Raw genomic sequence first — 20082 nt, forward strand, 5'->3', positions numbered from 1 at the left:
ACCGCTCCGCCGGGGCCCTTCTCGCGGGCCGGGGCGGACGACCGCGGGCCGCCCCTCGTGGCGAGGAGCGGCCCGCAGGTCGACGCAGAGGGAGAGACTCAGCCGAAGGTGGCGAGCGCCTCCTCGATGACACCGGCGGCGTCGTCGATCAGCTCCTCGCTGATGACCACGCTCGGCATGATGCGCAGGACGCTGTCCCAGCTGCCGGCGTCCAGGGCGATGACGCCGTTGGTCGTGACGTGCTTCAGGACGGCGGAGAGCGCCTCCGGGTTCTGCTTCTTGGTGCCGGGGTGCACGAGCTCGACGCCGAACATCGCGCCCTTGCCGCGGACCTCGCCGACGACGGCGAAGCGCTCGGCCCAGTCGCCGATGCGGGCCTGCAGGGCGCGCTCGACGCGCTGCGCCTCGGCGATGAGCCCCTCGGACTCGATCGCCTCGAAGGTGGCGAGCGCGGCCGCGGTCGAGACGGGGTTTCCGCCGAAGGTGCCGCCGATGCCGCCGGGCTGCACGGCGTCCATGATCTCGGCGCGCCCGGTGACCGCGGCGAGCGGGAAGCCGCCGGCGATGCCCTTGGCCGAGGTGATGAGGTCCGGGACAACGCCGAAGTGCTCGATCGAGTACCAGGCGCCGGTCCGGGCGATGCCGGCCTGGATCTCGTCGGCGACGAAGACGATGCCGTTCTCGGTGCAGAACTCCGAGAGCCGCTCGAAGTAGCCGGCGGCCGGGATGATGATGCCGCCGTCGCCCTGGATCGGCTCGACGAACAGCGCCGCCAGCTCCTCGGCGCCGATGTGGGTGCGGATGTAGTCGATCGAGCGCTCGGCCGCCTCCTCGCCCGTCATGCCCTCGGGGTCGCGGAAGGGGTAGCTCATCGGGAGGCTGTAGATCTCACCGGGGAACGGGCCCATGCCGGCGCGCTCGGGCCAGGGGCGGTAGGTCATCGCCATCGTGAGGTTGGTGCGGCCGTGGAAGGCGTGGTCGAGCGAGGCGATCGCGCGGCGGCCGGTGTGCTTGCGCGCGATCTTGACCGCGTTCTCGACCGCCTCGGCGCCGGAGTTGACGAGGATCGAGTGCTTCTCGAAGTCGCCGGGGGTGATCTCGGCGAGCTTCTCGGCGACCCGCACGTAGTTCTCGTACGGGGTCACGGTGAAGAGGGTGTGGGTCAGCTTCTCCGCCTGCGCGGCGGCGGCGGCCGCGACCGCGGGGTGCGCGTGGCCGATGGTGGTGACGCCGATGCCGCAGCCGAGGTCGATCAGGCGGTTGCCGTCGACGTCGACCAGGACGGCGCCCGAGGCGTGATCCATGTAGATGTTGGCGAGGGTTCCGGCGCCGCGGGAGACGCTGGCGACGCGGCGCTCCTGGAGCGCGATCGAGCGGGGGCCGGGGAGCTCGGTGACGAGCGCGCGGGACTGGGGGACCGAGAATTCACGCATTCCTCCATGCTAGGCGCGGCTCCCGGGGAGGGGGCCGGGGACGCTCCGGGGCGGCGCGACCGGGTGGGCGCCGTGGAGGGATCGTTCAGCCGGGGCAGAGGCGCAGCCCGCAGGATGGACCGATCCCCCCCGACGTCGTCCCGCTCCCTGCCGGGCAGGAAAGGTGCACCCGTGCGCAGAACCCTCGCGATCCTCGCCGTCCTCGGCGCCTCCCTCGGCCTCGCGGCCTGCACGCCGGGCACCCCCGGCACCCCCGAGGCGACCCCGAGTGCGAGCCCGACTCCGCTCTCCTGCATCTCCTCCGGAGACGCGTCCGAGGCGGTGGACGCGGCGGGCGACTTCGGGACCAAGCCGGTCACCGTCTTCCCCACCCCGATGAGCGTCGACGCGACCGAGGGCACCACCGTCATCGACGGCACCGGCGAGACGGTCGCCGAGGGCGACACCGTCCTCGTCGACTACACCCTCTACAACGGCACGAGCGGCGCGGAGTTCTCGGCGAGCAGCTACGCCTCCGGGGGCCGCGCGGCCTTCGAGGTCGACACCGAGCAGTACCTGGCCGGCCTGGTGAAGGCGGTCAACTGCGCGGCTGTGGGATCGCGCGTCGTCGCGGTCGTCCCGCCCGCCGATGCGTTCGGCGACGCCGGCAGCTCCGACCTCGGGATCGCCGCGGACGACTCCATCGTGATGGTCATCGACGTCGAGGGCATCGTCCCCTCGGCCGCGACCGGCGAGCCGCAGGCCCCGGTCGACGGGCTGCCGACGGTGGCGCTCGCCGAGGACGGCACCCCGACGGTGACGATCCCCGCGACCGACCCGCCGGCCGAGCTGCAGCTCGAGGTGCTCAAGAAGGGCGACGGGCAGACCGTGGCCGACGGCGACTCGCTGATCGTCCAGTACCAGGGCGTGGTCTGGGGCACCGGCGAGGTCTTCGACCAGAGCTGGGGCAAGGGCACGCCCGCGTCCTTCGGCACGGGCGACGTGATCGAGGGCTTCAAGGAGGCGGTGGTCGGTCAGACCGTCGGCTCGCAGGTGCTCGTGGTCATCCCGCCGGACAAGGGCTACGGCGAGGCGGGCAACACCCAGGCCGGGATCAGCGGCACCGACACGCTCGTCTTCGTGGTGGACATCCTCGCGGTGAGCTGACCCGGCGGGGCTCCGCACCCGGGAGGGCCGAGGGCCGCCGTGCCAGGATGGGCGGATGCGCAGGGTCATCATCCTCGGCTCGACCGGGTCCATCGGCACGCAGGCCCTCGACGTCATCGGCGCGAACCGCGACCGCTTCGAGGTGGTCGGCCTGGGCGCCGGATCCAACCGCGAGGTCGTCGCCCGGCAGGCACGCGACTTCGGCGTCGAGCACACCGCCTTCGGCGCCGCGGAGGCCGAGCAGCTGATCCGCTCGGTCGACGCGGACGTCGTCCTGAACGGCATCACCGGCTCGGTCGGCCTCGGCCCGACGCTCGCGGCGCTCGAGGAGGGCCGCACCCTTGCCCTCGCGAACAAGGAGTCGCTGATCGTCGGCGGCGAGCTGGTCACCTCGCTCACCGCTCCCGGTCAGCTCGTGCCCGTCGACTCCGAGCACTCGGCGATCGCGCAGGCGCTGCTCGCTGGGGAGCACTGCGAGGTCCGCCGGCTGGTGCTCACCGCGTCGGGCGGTCCCTTCCGGGGGCGCGACCGCGCCTCCCTCCGCGACGTCAGCCCGGCGGAGGCGCTTGCGCATCCGACCTGGGACATGGGCCTCGTGGTCACCACCAACTCGTCGACGCTCGTCAACAAGGGCCTCGAGGTGATCGAGGCGCACCTGCTCTTCGACGTGCCCTACGACCGGATCGACGTGACCGTGCACCCGCAGTCGATCGTCCACTCGATGGTCGAGTTCGTCGACGGCTCCACGATCGCCCAGGCCTCACCGCCCGACATGCGACTGCCGATCTCGCTCGGCCTCGACTGGCCGCACCGCGTCGCCGGCGTCGGCGTGCCGCTGGACTGGACCCGAGCGCAGTCCTGGACGTTCGAGCCGCTCGACGAGGAGGCGTTCCCCTCCGTCCGGCTCGCGAAGAAGGTCGGAGTCGCGGGGGCGTCGTACCCGGCCGTCTTCAACGCCGCGAACGAGCAGGCCGTGCAGGCGTTCCACGCCGGTCGGATCGGCTACCTGGACATCCTCGCGACGGTCGAGGCCGTCGTCGACGCGCACACCGTCGACGGCGAGCTGACCCGCGAGTCGCTGGCCGAGGCCGAGGCCTGGGCGCGCCGCACGGCGGACGCGCGGATCGCCGCCGCCTGAGCGCTTTAGCCGGGCGGCAGCCGCACCATGCTGGTCGAGTAGCCGCGGAGCGGCGTATCGAGACCCACCCACCGGACGACGGTGGATCTCGATACGCCCTCTCCGAGGGCTACTCGATCAGCATGCCTCTGCCGGTCCGGCTGTCCGCCCTCAGGCGAGCGCGCTCTCGCTGGAGGGCCGCAGGTCGGCGGCACGGCGCGCTCCGGGCGCGAGAGCAGCTCGATCGCGTCGCCGGCCTCGACGGGCTGATCGCGCCCTCATCGCGATCCTCCAGCGCCTCTCCAGCCGAGGGTCCACCCCGCGGCCTACAGTGACCGAGTGGAATCCGTGCTGCTCTTCGTCCTCGGCGTCGTCATCATCGCCGTGGGCGTCGCCCTGTCGATCGCGCTGCACGAGGTCGGGCACCTCGTTCCGGCGAAGCTCTTCGGGGTCAAGGTCACGCAGTACATGATCGGCTTCGGCCGGACGGTCTTCTCCGTCCGCCGCGGCGAGACGGAGTACGGCGTCAAGGCGCTGCCCCTCGGCGGCTACATCGCGATGATCGGGATGTACCCGCCCAAGCACCCGGGCGACCGCGTCGGCGAGTCGAGCACGGGCTTCTTCAACGGACTGAACGGCAACGAGTCGGCGCCCGACCCCGAGCCCCGCCGCGGCGGCTACGCGACCATGATCGACGAGGCCCGCGCCGCCAGCGCCGAGACCATCGGCGAGGGCGAGGACCACCGCGCCTTCTACCGGCTCGCGGTCTGGAAGCGCGTGATCGTGATGTTCGGCGGCCCGTTCATGAACCTCGTGATCGCCACCGTCCTCTTCGCGGTGCTGCTCTGCGGCATCGGCGTCGCCCAGAACACCTCGACCATCTCCACCGTCTCCCAGTGCGTGGTCCCGGCGAGCGACACCACCACCGAGAGCTGCTCCGCCGACGACCCGCTCGCGCCCGGCGCCGCCGCCGGCATCCTGCCCGGAGACACCATCACGGCGATCGACGGCACGCCCGTCTCCTCCTGGAACGACCTCACCCCGATCATCCGCGCGTCCGCCGGCGTGCCGCTCAGCGTCGCCGTCGAGCGCGACGGCCAGCCCCTCACCCTGACGATCACCCCGGCCGAGAACGAGGTGGCCGTCACCGACGCCGCGGGCAACGCGGTGCTCGACTCCTCCGGCGCGGTCGAGACGCAGACCGTCGGCTTCATCGGCATCTCGCCGACCCAGGCCCTCGTGCAGCAGCCGATCACCGCGGTCCCCGGCACCGTCGGCGAGAACATCAGGAGCGTCGCGGGGGTCATCCTCAACCTGCCGCAGCGCCTCATCGACGTCGCGAAGGCCGCCTTCGGCACCGAGGCCCGCGACGCCAACGGCCCGATCAGCGTCGTCGGCGTCGGCCGCATCGCCGGCGAGATCGCCGCCTCCGACCAGCTGCCCGTCGTCTCCAAGGTGCAGACGATGGTCGGCGTCCTCGCCTCCCTCAACGTCGCGCTCTTCGTCTTCAACCTCGTCCCCCTCCTCCCCATGGACGGCGGCCACATCGCCGGCGCCCTCTGGGAGGGCCTGCGCCGCCGCATCGCCAAGCTCTTCGGCCGCCGCGACCCCGGCCCCGTCGACATCGCCAAGCTCCTCCCGCTCACCTACGCCGTCGTCCTGCTGCTCGGCGGAATGAGCGCACTGCTGATCTACGCCGACATCGTGAAGCCGATCACGCTGTTCTGAGCTGTCTTGCGAGCCGGTCCCTGCCCGGCTCGCCGCGGTCGGCTTCGCGACGGGTTGCGTGGGGAGGAGCGTGTTGCGGTCGGCTAGCGCGAATCGCTGGCACGCGATTCGCGCATTCGCCTCGGAGGTGGCGCCGGTCCCTGCCCGGCTCGCCGCAGTCGGCTTCGCGATGGGTGGTGTTGGGAGGAGCGTGTTGCGGTCGGCTAGCGCGAATCGCTGGCACGCGATTCGCGCGTTCGCCTGGGAGGTGGCGCCGGTCCCTGCCCGGCTCGCCGCGGTCGGCTTCGCGATGGGTGGTGTTGAGAGGAGCGGGTGCGGTCGGCTGGCGCGAATCGCTCGCACGCGATTCGCGCTTTCGCCTTCGAGGTGGGGCCGGATCCGGTCCGGCCGGCTGAGCTCGGTTCGATGTGCAGGAGATGTGCCGGTGGCTGCTCGCGGGGACGGGGGTGTGCACGCGATCCGCGGGGGATCGCCTGCGGATCGGACGTCGGCGGGTCGCTCGCTCGGGGAGGCAGGGCCGGCGCGGGCGGCGGAGATCGGCGGGACCTGGGAACCGGGGGAGCGGCGGCGTCCGGCCGTGCGGCGCGCGTACGATGGGGCTCGTGCCTGCTGTGAATCTGGGTTTGCCCAAGGTCCCCGTGACCCTCGCCCCCCGCCGGAAGACCCGTCAGATCAAGGTCGGGAAGGTGCTGGTCGGCGGCGACGCCCCGGTCAGCGTGCAGTCGATGTGCACCACGCCGACCACCAACATCAACGCGACGCTCCAGCAGATCGCCGAGCTGACCGCCTCCGGCTGCGACATCGTGCGCGTCGCCGTGCCGAGCCGCGACGACGCGGAGGCGCTGCCGATCATCGCGAAGAAGAGCCAGATCCCCGTCATCGCGGACATCCACTTCCAGCCGAACTACGTCTACGCCGCGATCGACGCCGGCTGCGCGGCCGTCCGGGTGAACCCGGGCAACATCCGCAAGTTCGACGACCAGGTCGGCAAGATCGCCGCCGCCGCGAAGGCCGCCGGCGTCTCCATCCGCATCGGCGTCAACGCGGGCTCGCTCGAGCCCAGCCTGCTGCAGAAGTACGGCAAGGCCACTCCGGAGGCGCTCGTCGAGAGCGCCGTCTGGGAGGCGAGCCTCTTCGAGGAGCACGACTTCCACGACTTCAAGATCTCGGTCAAGCACAACGACCCGGTGATCATGGTCCAGGCCTACCGCCAGCTCGCCGAGCGCGGCGACTGGCCGCTGCACCTCGGCGTCACCGAGGCCGGCCCCGAGTTCCAGGGCACGATCAAGTCGGCGACGGCGTTCGGCATCCTGCTCGGCGAGGGCATCGGCGACACCATCCGCGTCTCGCTCTCCGCGCCGCCCGCGCAGGAGGTCAAGGTCGGCCTGCAGATCCTGCAGTCGCTCAACCTCCGCGAGCGGAAGCTCGAGATCGTCTCCTGCCCGAGCTGCGGCCGCGCGCAGGTCGACGTCTACACGCTCGCGAACGACGTGACCGCCGGCCTCGAGGGCATGAGCGTCCCGCTGCGAGTGGCCGTCATGGGCTGCGTCGTCAACGGACCGGGCGAGGCCCGCGAGGCCGACCTCGGCGTCGCCTCCGGCAACGGCAAGGGCCAGATCTTCGTCAAGGGCGAGGTCATCAAGACCGTCCCCGAGTCCGAGATCGTCAAGACGCTGATCGAGGAGGCCAACCGCCTCGCCGCCGAGATGCCCGCCGACGACACCTCGACCGGCTCCCCGGTGGTCGTCGTCTCGAAGTGACCGCGGGCGGTGGACCGGCACCCGCCCGGTCCGCCGCCACCCCGGACCGCGCGGGACACCCCGCCGCGGACTCCGGATAGGATCGTCCCTCGTGGTTACCCGTCTCTCGCACCTGTTCGTCCGCACCCTCCGAGAGGATCCGGCCGACGCCGAGGTCGCGAGCCACCGCCTCCTGGTCCGGGCCGGCTACATCCGCCGTCAGGCCCCCGGCGTCTTCGCCTGGCTGCCCCTCGGTCTCAAGGTCAAGCGCCGCATCGAGGCGATCATCCACGCCGAGATGGCGGCCGCCGGCGCGCAGGAGGTCCACTTCCCCGGGCTGCTGCCCCGCGAGCCCTACGAGCTCTCCGGCCGCTGGACCGAGTACGGCGACGGCGTCTTCCGCCTGAAGGACCGCAAGGACGCGGACTACATGCTGGCGCCGACCCACGAGGAGTTCTTCACCCTCCTGGTGAAGGACCTCTACTCGTCCTACAAGGACCTGCCGCTCTCGCTCTACCAGATCCAGGACAAGTACCGCGACGAGGCGCGCCCCCGCGCCGGCCTCCTGCGCGGCCGCGAGTTCACCATGAAGGACGCCTACTCCTTCGACTACACCGACGCCGGTCTCGACGCGAGCTACCAGGTGCAGCGCGACGCCTACGAGCGCATCTTCGCGCGGCTCGGCCTCGAGTACGTGATCGTGCAGGCGGACGCCGGCGCGATGGGCGGCTCGCGCAGCGAGGAGTTCCTGCACCCGACTCCGGTCGGCGAGGACACCTTCGTGCGCTCGGCCGGCGGCTACGCGGCCAACGTCGAGGCGTACCGGACCCCCGTGCCCGAGGCGCTGCCCGTGGACGGGCTCGCCGAGGCGCGCGTCTTCGACTCGCCCGGCACCCCGACCATCCAGTCGCTCGTCGACCTCGCCAACGCCCAGGAGCCGCGCGCCGACGGCCGCGCCTGGACCGCCGGCGACACGCTCAAGAACGTCGTCCTCGCGCTCACCGCGCTCGACGGGACCCGCGAGCTCGTCGTCGTCGGGCTGCCCGGCGACCGGGACGTCGACCTCAAGCGTGCCGAGGTCGCCTTCGCCCCCGCCGAGGTCGAGGCCGCGACCGAGGAGGACTTCGCGAAGCACCCCGCGCTGGTCAAGGGCTACATCGGCCCGTGGTCGGCCGAGGGCGCCGTCCTCGGGGAGGAGTCCGCGAGCGGCATCCGCTTCCTGCTCGACCCCCGCGTCGTCGAGGGCACCTCCTGGATCACCGGAGCGAACACCGCCGGGAAGCACGTGCTCGACCTCGTCGCCGGCCGCGACTTCTCCGGCGACGGCGTCGTCGAGGTGGCCGACGTCCGCAGCGGCGACCCCGCTCCCGACGGCTCCGGCCCGATCGAGACCGCCCGCGGCATGGAGATCGGCCACGTCTTCCAGCTCGGCCGCAAGTACGCGGACGTGCTCGGCCTCAAGGTCCTCGACGAGAACGGCAAGCTCGTCACCGTCACCATGGGCTCCTACGGCATCGGCGTGACCCGGATCCTCGCGATCATCGCCGAGAGCAACCACGACGACCGCGGGCTGATCTGGCCCGAGAACGTCGCACCGTTCGACGTGCACGTGATCGCGACCGGCAAGGACCCGGCGGCGCTCGCGCTCGCGGAGTCGGTCGGCGCCTCGCTCGAGGCCGCGGGCCGCGACGTGCTGATCGACGACCGGCCCAAGGTCTCGCCGGGCGTCAAGTTCGGCGACGCCGAGCTGATCGGCGTGCCGCTGATCGTCATCGCCGGCCGCAGCGCCGCCGACGGCATCGTCGAGCTCTGGGATCGGCGCACCGGCGAGCGCGAGCAGCTGCCCGCCGCCGAGGCGCTCGCCCGCCTCGGAGCCTGAGCGCCTCCGGTCCCTCCGTCCCGTCCGCCCTCAGCGCGGTCGGTTATGCTCAATGGTCCCGACGCGCGGGCCCGGCTCCTGCCGTGGCGCCGCCGGCGCCGGACCGGTTTTCGACGTGGTCGCGCTGCGCCGCCACGCCCCAAGTGAATAGAGAGAAAGGCCCGCCCATGGACATCGACCTGAGCGTTCTGCGCCTGCTGGAGCGCGAGCGCGAGATCCCCTTCGAGGAGCTCGTGCAGATCATCGAGCAGGCGATCCTCACCGCCTACCTCAAGCACATCGGCCAGGCGGACGACGCCGACAAGGCCACCGCCGTGGACGCCCGCGTGCATCTCGACCGCAAGACCGGGCACGTCAGCGTGTTCGTGCCCGAGATCGACGAGGAGGGCGCCGTCGTCGGCGAGTCCGAGGACTCGCCGCGCGACTTCGGCCGCATCGCGGCCTTCGCCGCCAAGCAGGTCATCAACCAGCGGCTGCGCGACATCGGCGACGAGAAGGTCCTCGGCGAGTTCAAGGGCCGCGAGGGCGACATCGTCGCCGGCGTCATCCAGCAGGGCCCCAACCCGAAGATGATCCACGTCGACCTCGGCTCGATCGAGGCGATCCTCTCGCCCGAGGAGCAGGTGCCCGGCGAGGACTACAGTCACGGCCGCCGCATCCGCGTCTACGTGACGAGCGTCAGCCGCGGCCCGAAGGGCCCGTCGGTCCAGGTCTCGCGGACGCACCCGTCGCTCGTCCGCAAGCTCTTCGCCCTCGAGGTCCCGGAGATCGCCTCCGGCGTCGTCGAGATCGTCTCGCTGGCCCGCGAGGCCGGCCACCGCACCAAGATCGCCGTGCGGGCGACCGAGCCGGGCGTCAACGCCAAGGGCGCCTGCATCGGCGAGCTCGGCCAGCGCGTCCGCGCGGTGACCGCGGAGCTCAACAACGAGAAGATCGACATCGTCGACTACTCCTCCGACCTGCCGACCTTCGTCGCCAGCGCGCTCTCGCCCGCCAAGGTGACCAGCGCCTTCGTGATCGACCAGAGCCTCAAGGCCGTCCGCGCCCTCGTGCCGGACTACCAGCTCTCGCTCGCGATCGGCAAGGAGGGCCAGAACGCCCGACTCGCCGCCAAGCTCACCGGCGCCAAGATCGACATCCAGCCCGATTCGGTGATGGACGGGGAGTGATCCCCGCTGTCGGCGGTGCGGGGAGGCGCTCCCGGGAACGAGGGAGTACAGTGGAACCCGTCAGAACGTGCGTCGGCTGCCGTCTGCGCGCCCCAAGGGCCTCACTTCTGAGGCTCGTCCTCCCCTCGAACGTCCTCGTGGTAGATCCGCGGGGTGTCCGTGCTGGGCGGGGAGCGTGGCTGCACGACGCGTACGACTGCTACGAGCTCGCGGTGAAGCGCCGCGCGTTCAGCAGGGCGTTCCGGACGCGCGAGAGCGTGGACGCGAGCGCCGTGGAGCAGTACGTCACCCGTGACCTGACCGGCTCGGCTCCTCACCCTGAGGAACCGGCCAGGCGAACGATCACACCGCAGAGAGAACAGGCAGAACGGCCCGTGAACTGATCATGAGCAACGACTGATGAGCGGCTCGAAATGAGATCCGTCCGTTTGTGATGGCCTGCCCCGTCTTGGGCGCAGGTCCGAGACAGGAGAGAAGTGGCTAAACCACGCGTGCACGAGATCGCCGCCGAACTCGGCGTCGACAGCAAGGTCGCACTTGCGAAGTTGAAAGAACTGGGCGAGTTCGTCAAGGGACCGTCCTCCAGCATCGAACCCCCCGTCGCCCGCAAGCTCCGCCAGGCCCTCCAGGGCAGCGCGAGCACGGGTGCATCGTCGACCCCGTCGGCGCCCACCGCCGGCACCGCCCGTCCTGGGGCTCCCCGCCCCTCGGGTGCCCGCCCCTCCGCGCCGATGCCCGGCCCGGCCAAGCCGCCCGCTCCGGCGCCGGCTCCGCCGATGTCGGTCGCCGAGCGTCAGGCTGCCGCTCAGGCCGCCCAGGAGGCCGCGGCCGCGGCTCGCGCCCAGGCCGCTGCGAACGCCCCCGCCGCTCCGGCTCCGACCGAGGCCGCCGCTCCGGCGCCCGCGGCCGAGAAGCCCGCCGCAGCGACCCCCGCCGCCTCGCCCGCCACCCCAGGCGGGCCGAAGCCGGCGACCCCGCGTCCGGCCCCGGCGGCAGCCCCGCCGAAGTCCGGCGGCAGCAGCTCCGCTCCCGGCGGCTCCAGCCGTCCCGGTGGCGCCCCGCGTCCGGGGAACAACCCCTTCGCGAGCAACCAGGGCATGGGCCAGCGTCCCGCGACGCCCCCGCGCCCGGGCAACAACCCGTTCGCCAGCTCGCAGGGCATGGGCTCGCGCCCGACGCCCAGCAACATCCCCCGTCCCGCGGCCCCCCGCCCCGGTGCGCCCCGACCCGGCGGACCCGGCATGGGCCAGCGCCCCGCCGGCTTCGGCCAGCGTCCCGGCGGTCCCGGTGGCGGAGCCGGTCGTCCCGGCGGCCCCGGCCGTCCGGCCGGCGGCGGCTTCCAGCGCCCCGGCGGCGCTCCCGGAGCGGGCGGCGGCTTCGCCCCTCGTCCCGGTGGCGGCGGCGGTCGCGGTCGCGGCCCCGGCGGTGGTACCGCTGGTGCCTTCGGTCGCGGTGGCGGCAAGAGCAAGGCCCGCAAGTCGAAGCGCACGAAGCGTCAGGAGTTCGAGCTCAGGGAGGCCCCGTCGCTCGGCGGCGTCAGCGTCCCCCGCGGCGACGGCAAGACGGTCATCCGTCTGCGCCGCGGCGCGTCGATCTCGGACTTCGCCGACAAGATCGAGGCCATGACCGGCGTGCCGGTGCCCCCCGGCAACCTGGTCACCGTCCTCTTCGCCCTCGGCGAGATGGCGACGGCGACCGAGTCGCTCGACGAGGCCACCTTCGAGGTGCTCGGCGGTGAGCTCGGCTTCAAGATCCAGGTCGTCTCGCCCGAGGACGAGGACAAGGAGCTCCTCGAGGGCTTCGGCCTCGACCTCGAGCAGGAGCTCGAGGATGAGACGGACGAGGACCTCCAGATCCGTCCCCCCGTCGTCACCGTCATGGGTCACGTCGACCACGGAAAGACGCGCCTGCTCGACGCGATCCGCAACGCCAACGTCGTCGCCGGCGAGGCGGGCGGCATCACGCAGCACATCGGTGCGTACCAGGTCGTCGCGGAGCACGAGGGCATCGAGCGCCCGATCACCTTCATCGACACCCCGGGTCACGAGGCGTTCACCGCCATGCGAGCCCGCGGTGCCCAGGTCACGGACATCGCGATCCTCGTGGTCGCGGCGGACGACGGCATCATGCCGCAGACCATCGAGGCGCTGAACCACGCCCAGGCGGCCAACGTGCCGATCGTGGTCGCGGTCAACAAGGTGGACAAGCCCGACGCCAACCCGGCCAAGGTGCGCCAGCAGCTGACCGAGTTCGGCCTCGTCGCCGAGGAGTACGGCGGAGACGTCATGTTCGTCGACGTGTCGGCTCGCGCGAACACCGGCATCCAGGACCTCCTGGACGCCGTGCTGCTCACCGCGGACGCCGGTCTCGACCTGCGCGCCAACCCCGACAAGGAGGCCCGCGGAGTCGCGATCGAGGCCAAGCTCGACAAGGGACGCGGTGCCGTCGCGACGGTCCTCATCCAGTCGGGAACGCTGCGCGTCGGCGACGCGATCGTCGCGGGAACGGCCTACGGCCGCGTCCGTGCGATGGCCGACGAGAACGGCGTCGCCGTGCTCGAGGCCGTGCCGTCGCGACCGGTGCAGGTGCAGGGACTCTCGTCCGTGCCCCGCGCCGGCGACACCTTCCTCGTCACCGAGGAGGACCGCACCGCCCGCCAGATCGCCGAGAAGCGCGAAGCCGCTCAGCGCAACGCCCTGCTGGCCAAGGCCCGCAAGCGCATCTCGCTCGAGGACTTCACCCGTGCTCTCGAGGAGGGCAAGGTCGAGTCGCTCAACCTCATCATCAAGGGCGACGTGTCCGGTGCCGTTGAGGCGCTGGAGGAGTCGCTCGTCAAGATCGAGGTCGACGACTCGGTGCAGCTGCGCATCATCCACCGCGGTGTCGGTGCGATCACGGAGTCCGACGTCAACCTCGCGACGATCGACAACGCGATCATCGTGGGCTTCAACGTCCGCCCCGACCCGAAGGCCCGCGAGCGCGCTGCTCGAGAGGGAGTGGACATCCGCTTCTACTCGGTCATCTACAACGCGATCGAAGAGGTCGAGAACTCGCTCACGGGCATGCTCAAGCCCGAGTACGAGGAGGTCCAGTCCGGTGTCGCCGAGATCCGCGAGGTGTTCCGCTCCTCCAAGGTCGGCAACATCGCGGGTGTCATCGTCCGCTCCGGCACGATCACCCGCAACTCGAAGGCGCGCGTCATCCGCGACGGCGTCGTCGTCGGGGACAACCTCGCCATCGAGTCGCTGCGTCGCTTCAAGGACGACGTCACGGAGGTCCGTACGGACTACGAGGCCGGTATCGGTCTCGGCAAGTACAACGACATCCAGATCGGCGACGAGATCGAGACGATCGAGATGAAGGAGAAGCCGCGAGGCTGACCCTGAATACTCACTGGAAGGCCCGGGTCCGCCCGGGCCTTCCGGCGTTCCGGGGGTCCTGGGCTTCCGCCTTTCGGCCCCTGGTCCGACGAGGGAGCGGGAGGCCACTCCTGCCCTCGCGCGACTTCCCGCGGGCCTGCGGCCCGCCCGCCAGACCCGAACCTGTCGCGCGAGGGCAGGAGTGGCCTCCCTCCCTGCGGGAGGATCGATTCGCCAGCACGTGCAGAGGGGGCCCGGTCTCCGAGGCATGTCGCGTCGGGTACCTGCACCAGCACGTGGGGTGGGGCGCCTGCGCGGGAGGGGGACCGGGAGCAAGGACTTCCGCCTGTACGGACGGGAGGTGCGGGTGGGGTGTCTCGTCGCGGCTCCTGGCTCGGGTCTGGCGGGCGCGGCGCAGCCGCGCGGGAAGGAGCCGCGGCGAGGCACCCCACCCGCGCCGGCGCAGCCGCGCTGCAGCTAGTACAAAGACACGGGGTGAGTTCGCGAGGGCAAGCCCCCAGGAAGACGACCGGCAGGACTGCCGGGGAGTGGTTAGATGGCGAGCCGAACGGTTCGTCGAGAGAGATGAGGACCAGCCATGGCAGATCCGGCACGGGCGAGGAAGCTCGCCGAACGGATTCAGGTGATCGTCGCCAAGCGGCTCGAGCGCGGACTCCGCGACCCCCGACTCGGCTTCGTCACCATCACCGATGTGCAGGTGACCGGTGACCTGCAGCACGCCTCCGTGTTCTACACGGTCTACGGCACCGACGAGGAGCGCGCCGACTCGGCGCTCGCCCTGAAGGCGGCGACCGGCATGCTCCGCACGGAGGTCGGCAAGAACATCACGGCGCGGCTGACGCCGTCGCTCGAGTTCATCCTCGACGCGATCCCGGAGAACGCGAAGCACATCGAGGACCTCCTCGCGACGGCGCGCAACCAGGACACCCAGGTGCAGTCGCTCGCCGCGAAGGCGGACTACGCCGGCGACGCGGACCCCTACGTGAAGCCGCGCGAGGACGAGGACGAGGACTAGGCAGCAGGCCTGAACACCGCGGAGCCCGTGGCGACGTCGACCGATTCCAGGACGACGACGACACGGGCTCCCGGCGTCTGCGGCACCGGGACGTCGACGGTCATCTCGGGGTCGAGCAGCTGGACCTGCGAGCGGGTCCTCGCGGAGGAGACGACGACGCCCTCGAAGGAGGAGCCCTCGCGGCCGCGGAGGATGGCGGCCTCGACGACGGCGGTCGCGGCGCGGGAGGCGGCTCCGGAGCGGCGGTCGCTCGCGGTCATCAGGGCGGGCAGCTCGGGCAGGGCCGTGCGGAGCCAGGCCGGGAGCTCCGCTCCGGTCGAGATCGCCAGGCAGGTGGCCAGGCCGAAGCGGTCAACGAGGCGGCGGAGCGGGGCCGTGACGTGCGCGTACGGGGCGGCGAGGGCGGACTGCTGGGGCTGATCCGGGGCGACGCCGTCGAAGGCGGTGTAACCGGCGCCGCGGAAGAGCGTCGCTGCGGCGGACATGATCGCGAGCTGCGCCGGGTCGGCGGTGTCGAGGCGGCGGAGGTAGGCGCCGTAGAGCTCGTCGGCGCCCCAGGGCACGCCGAGGGCCTCGGTGCGGGCGCGGAAGGCGGCGACGGTGTCCTCATCGGCCGCGGGCATGGTGCGGAGGATGCCGATCCCCGCGTCGAGCATCATCGTCGCGGCCGCCATGCCGGTGAGCAGCGAGACCTGGGCGTTCCAGCCCTCGGACGCGAGGGGTGCCCGGCGCTCGATCCGGTAGCCGCCGTCGACAGCGACGATCTCCTCCTCGGGGAGGGCGAGGCTCGCTCCGCCGCGCTCGGCCTCGCGGGCGAGGCGCTCGGCGCCGAACCAGGGGAGCAGCGCGATCGAGCGGTGCGGCTCGCCGGCGTCGACGCTGCGCTGGACGCCGGCGTAGTCGAGGCGGGCCGTGCTGCGGACCAGGGCTCGTTCGAGGCGGACCGCCCGCGGCTCGGCGGCGTCGTCGAGCTCGAGGGTCCAGACCAGGGCGCGGCGCTCGAGGTCGGGGAGCAGCGAGGCGGTGCCCTCGGAGAGGACCGGCGGGTGCAGCGGGACGCGGCCGTCGGGGAGGTAGTAGGTCTGGCCGCGGCGGCGGGTCTCTGCGTCGAGGGCGCCGCCGGGGCGGACGACCGCCGGCACATCGGCGATGGCGTAGCGGAGAACGACTCCGGAGGACCGCCGCTCGAGGTGCACGGCCTGGTCGAGGTCGAGGGAACCGGGCGGGTCGATCGTGACGAAGGGGACGCCCGTGAGGTCGATCCGGCCCGCGTCGTCGGCCGTGCTGTCGGCCTGCTCGGCCTCGGCGAGGGCCTCGGGCGGGAACGCGCCCGGCAGGTCGTTCGCGGTGCGGACGGCGGCGAGCGCGCTGTCGAGCTCGGCGTCGGGGCGGGGGAGTCGGAGTCGGCGACCGGTCACGGCGCCACGCTACCCGCCCCGTCCGACGCCGGAGCGCCGCTCAGGAGTGGGGGAGCAGGTAGCCGTCGTCCGGCGCGCCTGTGGCGAGGCCGTCGGCGAGGAGGCCGGCGAGGGCGCGGTCGCGCTGCTCGGCGTCCGGCCAGAGCGAGGCGATCTCGGCGGCGGTCACCGGGCCGTGCGCGGCGCGGAGCTCGGCGAGGATCAGGCCGCGCACCTGCCGGTCGGAGCCCTCGTACTTCTTCTGCCGTGCCTTGACGGGGCCGTCGTAGGCCGGGTAGCCGGCGGCCCGCCAGGCGCAGGCGTCCCGGATCGGGCAGGCGTCGCAGTGGGGAGCACGGGCGGTGCAGACGATCGCGCCGAGCTCCATCGCGCCCGCGTTGAAGGCGGCGGCGTCGGCGAGGTCGTCGGGGAGGAGCGCCTCCATCGCGGCGAGGTCGGCCTTCGCGCGCGGCGGGCCGGGCTCGGCCGCGCCGTCGATCGCGCGGGCGATCACCCGCCGGATGTTGGTGTCGACGACGGGGTGACGGTGGCCGAAGGAGAAGACGGCGATCGCGCGCGCGGTGTAGTCGCCGATGCCGGGGAGGGCGAGGAGCGTGTCGACGTCGTGCGGGACGACGCCGCCGTGCTGCTCGGTGATCGCGACGGCGCAGGCGTGCAGGCGCAGGGCTCGGCGCGGGTAGCCGAGCGACTGCCAGGCGCGCACCGCCTCGCCCGGGGGGACGGCCGCCAGATCGGCCGGGGTCGGCCAGCGCTCGAGCCACTCGGCGAGCCGCGGGATCACCCGGACGACGGGCGTCTGCTGGAGCATGAACTCGCTGACGAGGGTGCCCCAGGCGGGGAAGCCCTCGCGGCGCCAGGGCAGATCGCGGGCGTTCTCGCGGAACCAGTCGACGATCGCGGCGGAGAGTGCGGGCATCGGTGCGCCGGGCATCGGTGCGACGGGCACCGATGCGACGGGCACCGATGCGGCGGGCGTCGATCCGGTGGGCATCAGGTCACCCTAGGCCGTCCCGCGTATCGTGGGCGAATGACCAAGTGGGCTCCGCAGAAGGCCGATGTGCTCGACGCTCTCGCGGCGGAGGTGCTGCACAACTACGGGCACGGCCGCGTGGCGGTCGGGATCGACGGCGACGACCCGGAGGTGTCCGGCGCGTTCGCGCTCGCGCTGGCCGAGGCGATGCGCCGGGCGGGCCGGGACACGGTGGTCGCGCACCTCGCCGACTTCCGCCGTCCCCGGGCCGAGCGGGAGGATCCGTCGATCCCGGAGCCGCAGCGCGCCTACCTCGCGGGCTACGACTACGAGCTGCTGCGCCGGGTGCTGCTCGACCCGTTCAAGCTGGGCGGCAGCACCGGCTTCGTCCTGGCCGGCTACGACGGCGTGCGCGACGAGGCACGGCAGGCGCGCTGGCGCACCGCCGGCCGCGACGCCGTGCTGCTCGTCGACGGGCCGTTCGCGCTGCGTCCCGAGCTCCGCGGAGCGTGGAGCACGTCGATCCGGCTCGACACCCAGGAGCCGCCGGTCGACGAGGCCTACCGGGCGAGCACGGATCCGAAGCGGATCGCGGGGATCCTGGTGGACGTCCGCGACCCGGAGCACCCGCGCCGGCTCTTCGCCGACTCCTGCTGAGTCGTCCCGCGCTCCTCCGCTAGACGGAGGACGCCCGGCGGACCACGTCGTCCGCGGGCAGGAACGCGCCCGAGCGCTCGACCTCGTGCACGAGCTCCACGAGCAGCTGGTTGACCGGCGCCTCGCGGCCGAGGCGGTGGGCGGTGCGGACGACGGCGCCGGCGAGGTGGTCGATCTCGCTCCGGACTCCGCGCCGCACGCTCTGCAGCGTCGACCCGGGGTTCGGCACGTCGCCCATCCGGGTCGCCATCCGCCGCGGCAGCAGCTCGACGACCGGCAGCGGCGCCGCCGCGAGCGCGCGGATCCGGGCGTCGGAGAGTCCCTGCAGCGCGCCGAAGCGGACGCCCGAGGCCAGGCCGGTCCGCGCCGCCTCCCGCATCGCCCGCGCGAGCAGCCGGCGCAGGCCCGCGTGCGCGATCGTCTCCTGCACCGAGAGGCCGGTGATCGCGGGCAGCGCGTTGACCTCGTTGATCAGCAGCTTCGTCCACTGCGCCCCGAGGAAGTCGTCGGTGGTGGCCGTGGGCACCGCCTCGCCGAGGATCGCGGCGGCCCGGCGGACGTCGTCGTCGGCGGGGCGGCCCGGCACGCCGAGGGTCGTCGTCGCCGGGGCGGTGACGGTGACGCGGCCGGGCTCGAGGTGGCTGGCCGCGAAGAGCGCGAGGGCGCCGACGAGGCGGGCGTCGCGCACCTGGCGGGCGGCGGCCTGCAGGCCGTCGAGCCCGTTCTGCACCACGACGAGGAGCGTCCCGTCGACCGTGCGGCGGTTGGCGCGGAGGGCGTCCTCGGCGTCCTGCGCCTTCGTGCAGAGCACGGCCAGATCGGGAACGAGGTCGAGCGTCTCGCCGCAGCGCACCCAGGCGGTGTGCTCGCCCCAGGCGCCGTCGAGGCGGAGGCCCTGCCGCCGGATCGCCGTGAGGTTCTCGCCCCGGGCGGTCACCTCGACGTCGTGTCCTGCGCGGTCCAGGAGAGCGGCGACGGTGCCGCCGACGGCGCCCGCTCCGAGTACGGCGATCCTCATCCGGACAGCCTAGAACCGCGGCGGGCGGCGGCCGTGCCGGGCGCGGGCTCCGCGGGGCCGACTCCCGAACTGCGCGTGTATCCTCGCACCCGTGCTCGAGACTCCCAGCCCTTCTGCGGCGGCTCCGAACGGGATCCTCCTGCTGGACAAGCCGGGCGGGATCACCAGCCACGACCTCGTCTCGCGGACCCGCCGCCGCGCCGGGACGCGCAAGGTCGGGCACGCGGGGACGCTCGATCCGATGGCGACCGGGCTGATGATCCTCGGACTCGGCCCCTCGACGCGGCTCCTCACCTACCTGGTCGGTCTCGACAAGGAGTACGAGGCGACGATCCGCCTCGGCGCCGCGACGAGCACCGACGACCGCGAGGGCGAGACGCTCACGACCGCCGAGCCCGGCGCGGTGGCGGCGCTCACCGCCGAGGCGGTCGACGCCGTCGTGGCGACCCTCACCGGCGCGATCGAGCAGATTCCGAGCGCCGTCAGCGCCATCAAGGTGGACGGCCGGCGCGCCTACGCCCGGGTGCGCGACGGCGAGGAGGTCGTGCTTCCGGCGCGTCCCGTCACCGTGAGCGCCTTCGACGTCCTCGAGCGCCGCGAGGCCGACGGCTTCCTCGACCTCGACGTCCGCGTCACCTGCTCCTCCGGCACCTACATCCGCGCGCTCGCGCGCGACCTCGGCGCCGCGCTCGGCGTCGGCGGGCACCTCACCGTGCTCCGCCGCACGGCCGTCGGCCCGTTCCGGGTCGCCGAGGCCGGCGTCATCGACGAGCTCGACGTCCCCGCCGCCCTGCTCACGCCGACGGCGGTCGCGGGCGAGCTGTTCCCGCTGCTGCACCTGGACGCCGGCGAGGCGGTCGACCTCGCGAACGGCAAGCGGATCCCGGTGCCCGAGGCGTTCGCGGGAGCCAAGGGCCTGCTCGCTGCCGTCGGTCCGGGGGAGCGCCTGGTCGGCCTCGCCGAGCGCCGCGGCGCCGCGCTGAAGAGCGTCGTCAACTTCCCCACCGAGGACCTCCGGGTGGCGACGTCGTGATCGATTGGTTCACCACCCTCCAGGTCGGCATCGCCGTGGCGGCGGGCCTGCTCTGCCTGGTGCTCGGGATGATCGGTCGGCGCCCCTCCGACGTCACGGTCGGGGCCACCGCGATCGTCGAGCTGCTGCTGATCGTCCAGCTCGCCGTCGCGATCGTCTCGCCCCTGGTCGGCAACCGGCCCTCGGGCAGCCTGCCGGAGTTCTACATCTACCTCGTCTCGGCACTGATCCTGCCGCTCGCCGCCGGCTTCTGGGCCCTGATCGAGCGCAGCCGGTGGAGCACGGTCATCCTCGGCGTCGTCTGCCTCGCGATCGCCGTGATGGTCTACCGGATGCACCAGATCTGGTTCTTCCAGGCCGCCTGACGCTCCCGATCCCCG

At 72.8% G+C, this 20082-nt stretch carries 16 protein-coding genes; 12 read left to right on the top strand and 4 right to left on the bottom strand.

What is annotated here, in order from left to right:
* Positions 1–98: 98 nt before the first annotated feature.
* The gene (locus tag EDF45_RS06545; RefSeq protein ID WP_123445525.1) at positions 99–1433 is read right to left on the bottom strand and encodes an aminotransferase class III-fold pyridoxal phosphate-dependent enzyme; all 1335 of its coding nucleotides are present in this window, start codon (positions 1431–1433) and stop codon (positions 99–101) included.
* A 171-nt stretch (positions 1434–1604) separates the two neighbouring features.
* Between EDF45_RS06545 and EDF45_RS06550 the strand changes: the two genes are divergently transcribed.
* From EDF45_RS06550 to rbfA, 9 genes are all read left to right on the top strand, one after another.
* The gene (locus EDF45_RS06550) at positions 1605–2579 is read left to right on the top strand and encodes an FKBP-type peptidyl-prolyl cis-trans isomerase (RefSeq protein ID WP_123735375.1); all 975 of its coding nucleotides are present in this window, start codon (positions 1605–1607) and stop codon (positions 2577–2579) included.
* Between the two features lie 55 nt (positions 2580–2634).
* The gene (locus EDF45_RS06555) at positions 2635–3717 is read left to right on the top strand and encodes a 1-deoxy-D-xylulose-5-phosphate reductoisomerase (protein WP_123735376.1); all 1083 of its coding nucleotides are present in this window, start codon (positions 2635–2637) and stop codon (positions 3715–3717) included.
* A 318-nt stretch (positions 3718–4035) separates the two neighbouring features.
* Positions 4036–5424, top strand: coding sequence for an RIP metalloprotease (locus EDF45_RS06560; protein ID WP_185020104.1), 1389 nt, complete (start codon positions 4036–4038; stop codon positions 5422–5424).
* Positions 5425–6026: 602 nt separating this feature from the next.
* Positions 6027–7184 (top strand): flavodoxin-dependent (E)-4-hydroxy-3-methylbut-2-enyl-diphosphate synthase, encoded by a 1158-nt coding sequence (gene ispG, locus EDF45_RS06565; protein ID WP_123445529.1) that lies wholly within the window; start codon positions 6027–6029, stop codon positions 7182–7184.
* A 91-nt stretch (positions 7185–7275) separates the two neighbouring features.
* Positions 7276–9042: a proline--tRNA ligase gene (locus tag EDF45_RS06570; protein ID WP_123735377.1), complete on the top strand. Its 1767-nt coding sequence runs from the start codon at positions 7276–7278 to the stop codon at positions 9040–9042.
* A gap of 167 nt (positions 9043–9209) precedes the next feature.
* Positions 9210–10211, top strand: a complete 1002-nt coding sequence (gene nusA, locus EDF45_RS06575) for a transcription termination factor NusA (RefSeq protein WP_123445531.1) — start codon at positions 9210–9212, stop codon at positions 10209–10211.
* A gap of 50 nt (positions 10212–10261) precedes the next feature.
* Positions 10262–10594, top strand: a complete 333-nt coding sequence (locus EDF45_RS06580; protein WP_123702952.1) for a YlxR family protein — start codon at positions 10262–10264, stop codon at positions 10592–10594.
* A 93-nt stretch (positions 10595–10687) separates the two neighbouring features.
* Positions 10688–13591 carry a translation initiation factor IF-2 gene (gene infB, locus EDF45_RS06585; protein WP_123445533.1) on the top strand — a complete coding sequence of 968 codons (2904 nt, stop codon included), beginning with the start codon at positions 10688–10690 and terminating at the stop codon, positions 13589–13591.
* 577 nt (positions 13592–14168) lie between these two features.
* Entirely contained in the window at positions 14169–14606 is a 438-nt protein-coding gene (rbfA, locus tag EDF45_RS06590) for a 30S ribosome-binding factor RbfA (protein ID WP_123445535.1), read from the top strand.
* Here the strand turns inward: rbfA and EDF45_RS06595 are convergent.
* Positions 14603–16024, bottom strand: coding sequence for a ribonuclease catalytic domain-containing protein (locus EDF45_RS06595; RefSeq protein ID WP_123735378.1), 1422 nt, complete (start codon positions 16022–16024; stop codon positions 14603–14605). The two genes, rbfA and EDF45_RS06595, sit on opposite strands and share 4 nt — an antisense overlap.
* A 40-nt stretch (positions 16025–16064) precedes the next feature.
* Positions 16065–16940: an A/G-specific adenine glycosylase gene (locus EDF45_RS06600; protein WP_123735619.1), complete on the bottom strand. Its 876-nt coding sequence runs from the start codon at positions 16938–16940 to the stop codon at positions 16065–16067.
* Positions 16941–17051: 111 nt separating this feature from the next.
* Here EDF45_RS06600 and EDF45_RS06605 point away from each other — a divergent pair, with 111 nt between their 5' ends.
* Complete coding sequence (locus tag EDF45_RS06605) at positions 17052–17651, top strand: hypothetical protein (RefSeq protein ID WP_123735379.1); 600 nt, start codon at positions 17052–17054, stop codon at positions 17649–17651.
* Positions 17652–17670: 19 nt separating this feature from the next.
* On the opposite strand, the gene EDF45_RS06610 is transcribed toward EDF45_RS06605, so the two are convergent.
* Positions 17671–18669 carry a ketopantoate reductase family protein gene (locus EDF45_RS06610; protein WP_123735380.1) on the bottom strand — a complete coding sequence of 333 codons (999 nt, stop codon included), beginning with the start codon at positions 18667–18669 and terminating at the stop codon, positions 17671–17673.
* A gap of 91 nt (positions 18670–18760) precedes the next feature.
* On the opposite strand from EDF45_RS06610, the gene truB reads away from it, so the two are divergent.
* Together truB and EDF45_RS06620 are read left to right on the top strand one after the other, a co-directional pair.
* On the top strand, positions 18761–19702 hold the full coding sequence (gene truB / locus EDF45_RS06615) for a tRNA pseudouridine(55) synthase TruB (RefSeq protein WP_123735381.1): 942 nt from the start codon (positions 18761–18763) through the stop codon (positions 19700–19702).
* Positions 19699–20067 (top strand): hypothetical protein, encoded by a 369-nt coding sequence (locus EDF45_RS06620; protein WP_123735382.1) that lies wholly within the window; start codon positions 19699–19701, stop codon positions 20065–20067. Before truB ends, EDF45_RS06620 begins: the two co-directional genes overlap by 4 nt.
* Positions 20068–20082: the final 15 nt, after the last annotated feature.

The sequence above is a fragment of the Rathayibacter sp. PhB186 genome (genome assembly GCF_003751825.1).
Lineage (GTDB): Bacteria > Actinomycetota > Actinomycetes > Actinomycetales > Microbacteriaceae > Rathayibacter > Rathayibacter festucae.

What these genes read in the sequence shown, in the direction of transcription:
- EDF45_RS06600 (WP_123735619.1), bottom strand. Translation starts at nt 16,940, where the DNA reads ATGCCCGCACTCTCCGCCGCGATCGTCGACTGGTTCCGCGAGAACGCC.
- EDF45_RS06555 (WP_123735376.1), top strand. Translation starts at nt 2,635, where the DNA reads ATGCGCAGGGTCATCATCCTCGGCTCGACCGGGTCCATCGGCACGCAG.
- EDF45_RS06605 (WP_123735379.1), top strand. Translation starts at nt 17,052, where the DNA reads ATGACCAAGTGGGCTCCGCAGAAGGCCGATGTGCTCGACGCTCTCGCG.
- rbfA (WP_123445535.1), top strand. Translation starts at nt 14,169, where the DNA reads ATGGCAGATCCGGCACGGGCGAGGAAGCTCGCCGAACGGATTCAGGTG.
- nusA (WP_123445531.1), top strand. Translation starts at nt 9,210, where the DNA reads ATGGACATCGACCTGAGCGTTCTGCGCCTGCTGGAGCGCGAGCGCGAG.
- EDF45_RS06545 (WP_123445525.1), bottom strand. Translation starts at nt 1,433, where the DNA reads ATGCGTGAATTCTCGGTCCCCCAGTCCCGCGCGCTCGTCACCGAGCTC.
- EDF45_RS06610 (WP_123735380.1), bottom strand. Translation starts at nt 18,669, where the DNA reads ATGAGGATCGCCGTACTCGGAGCGGGCGCCGTCGGCGGCACCGTCGCC.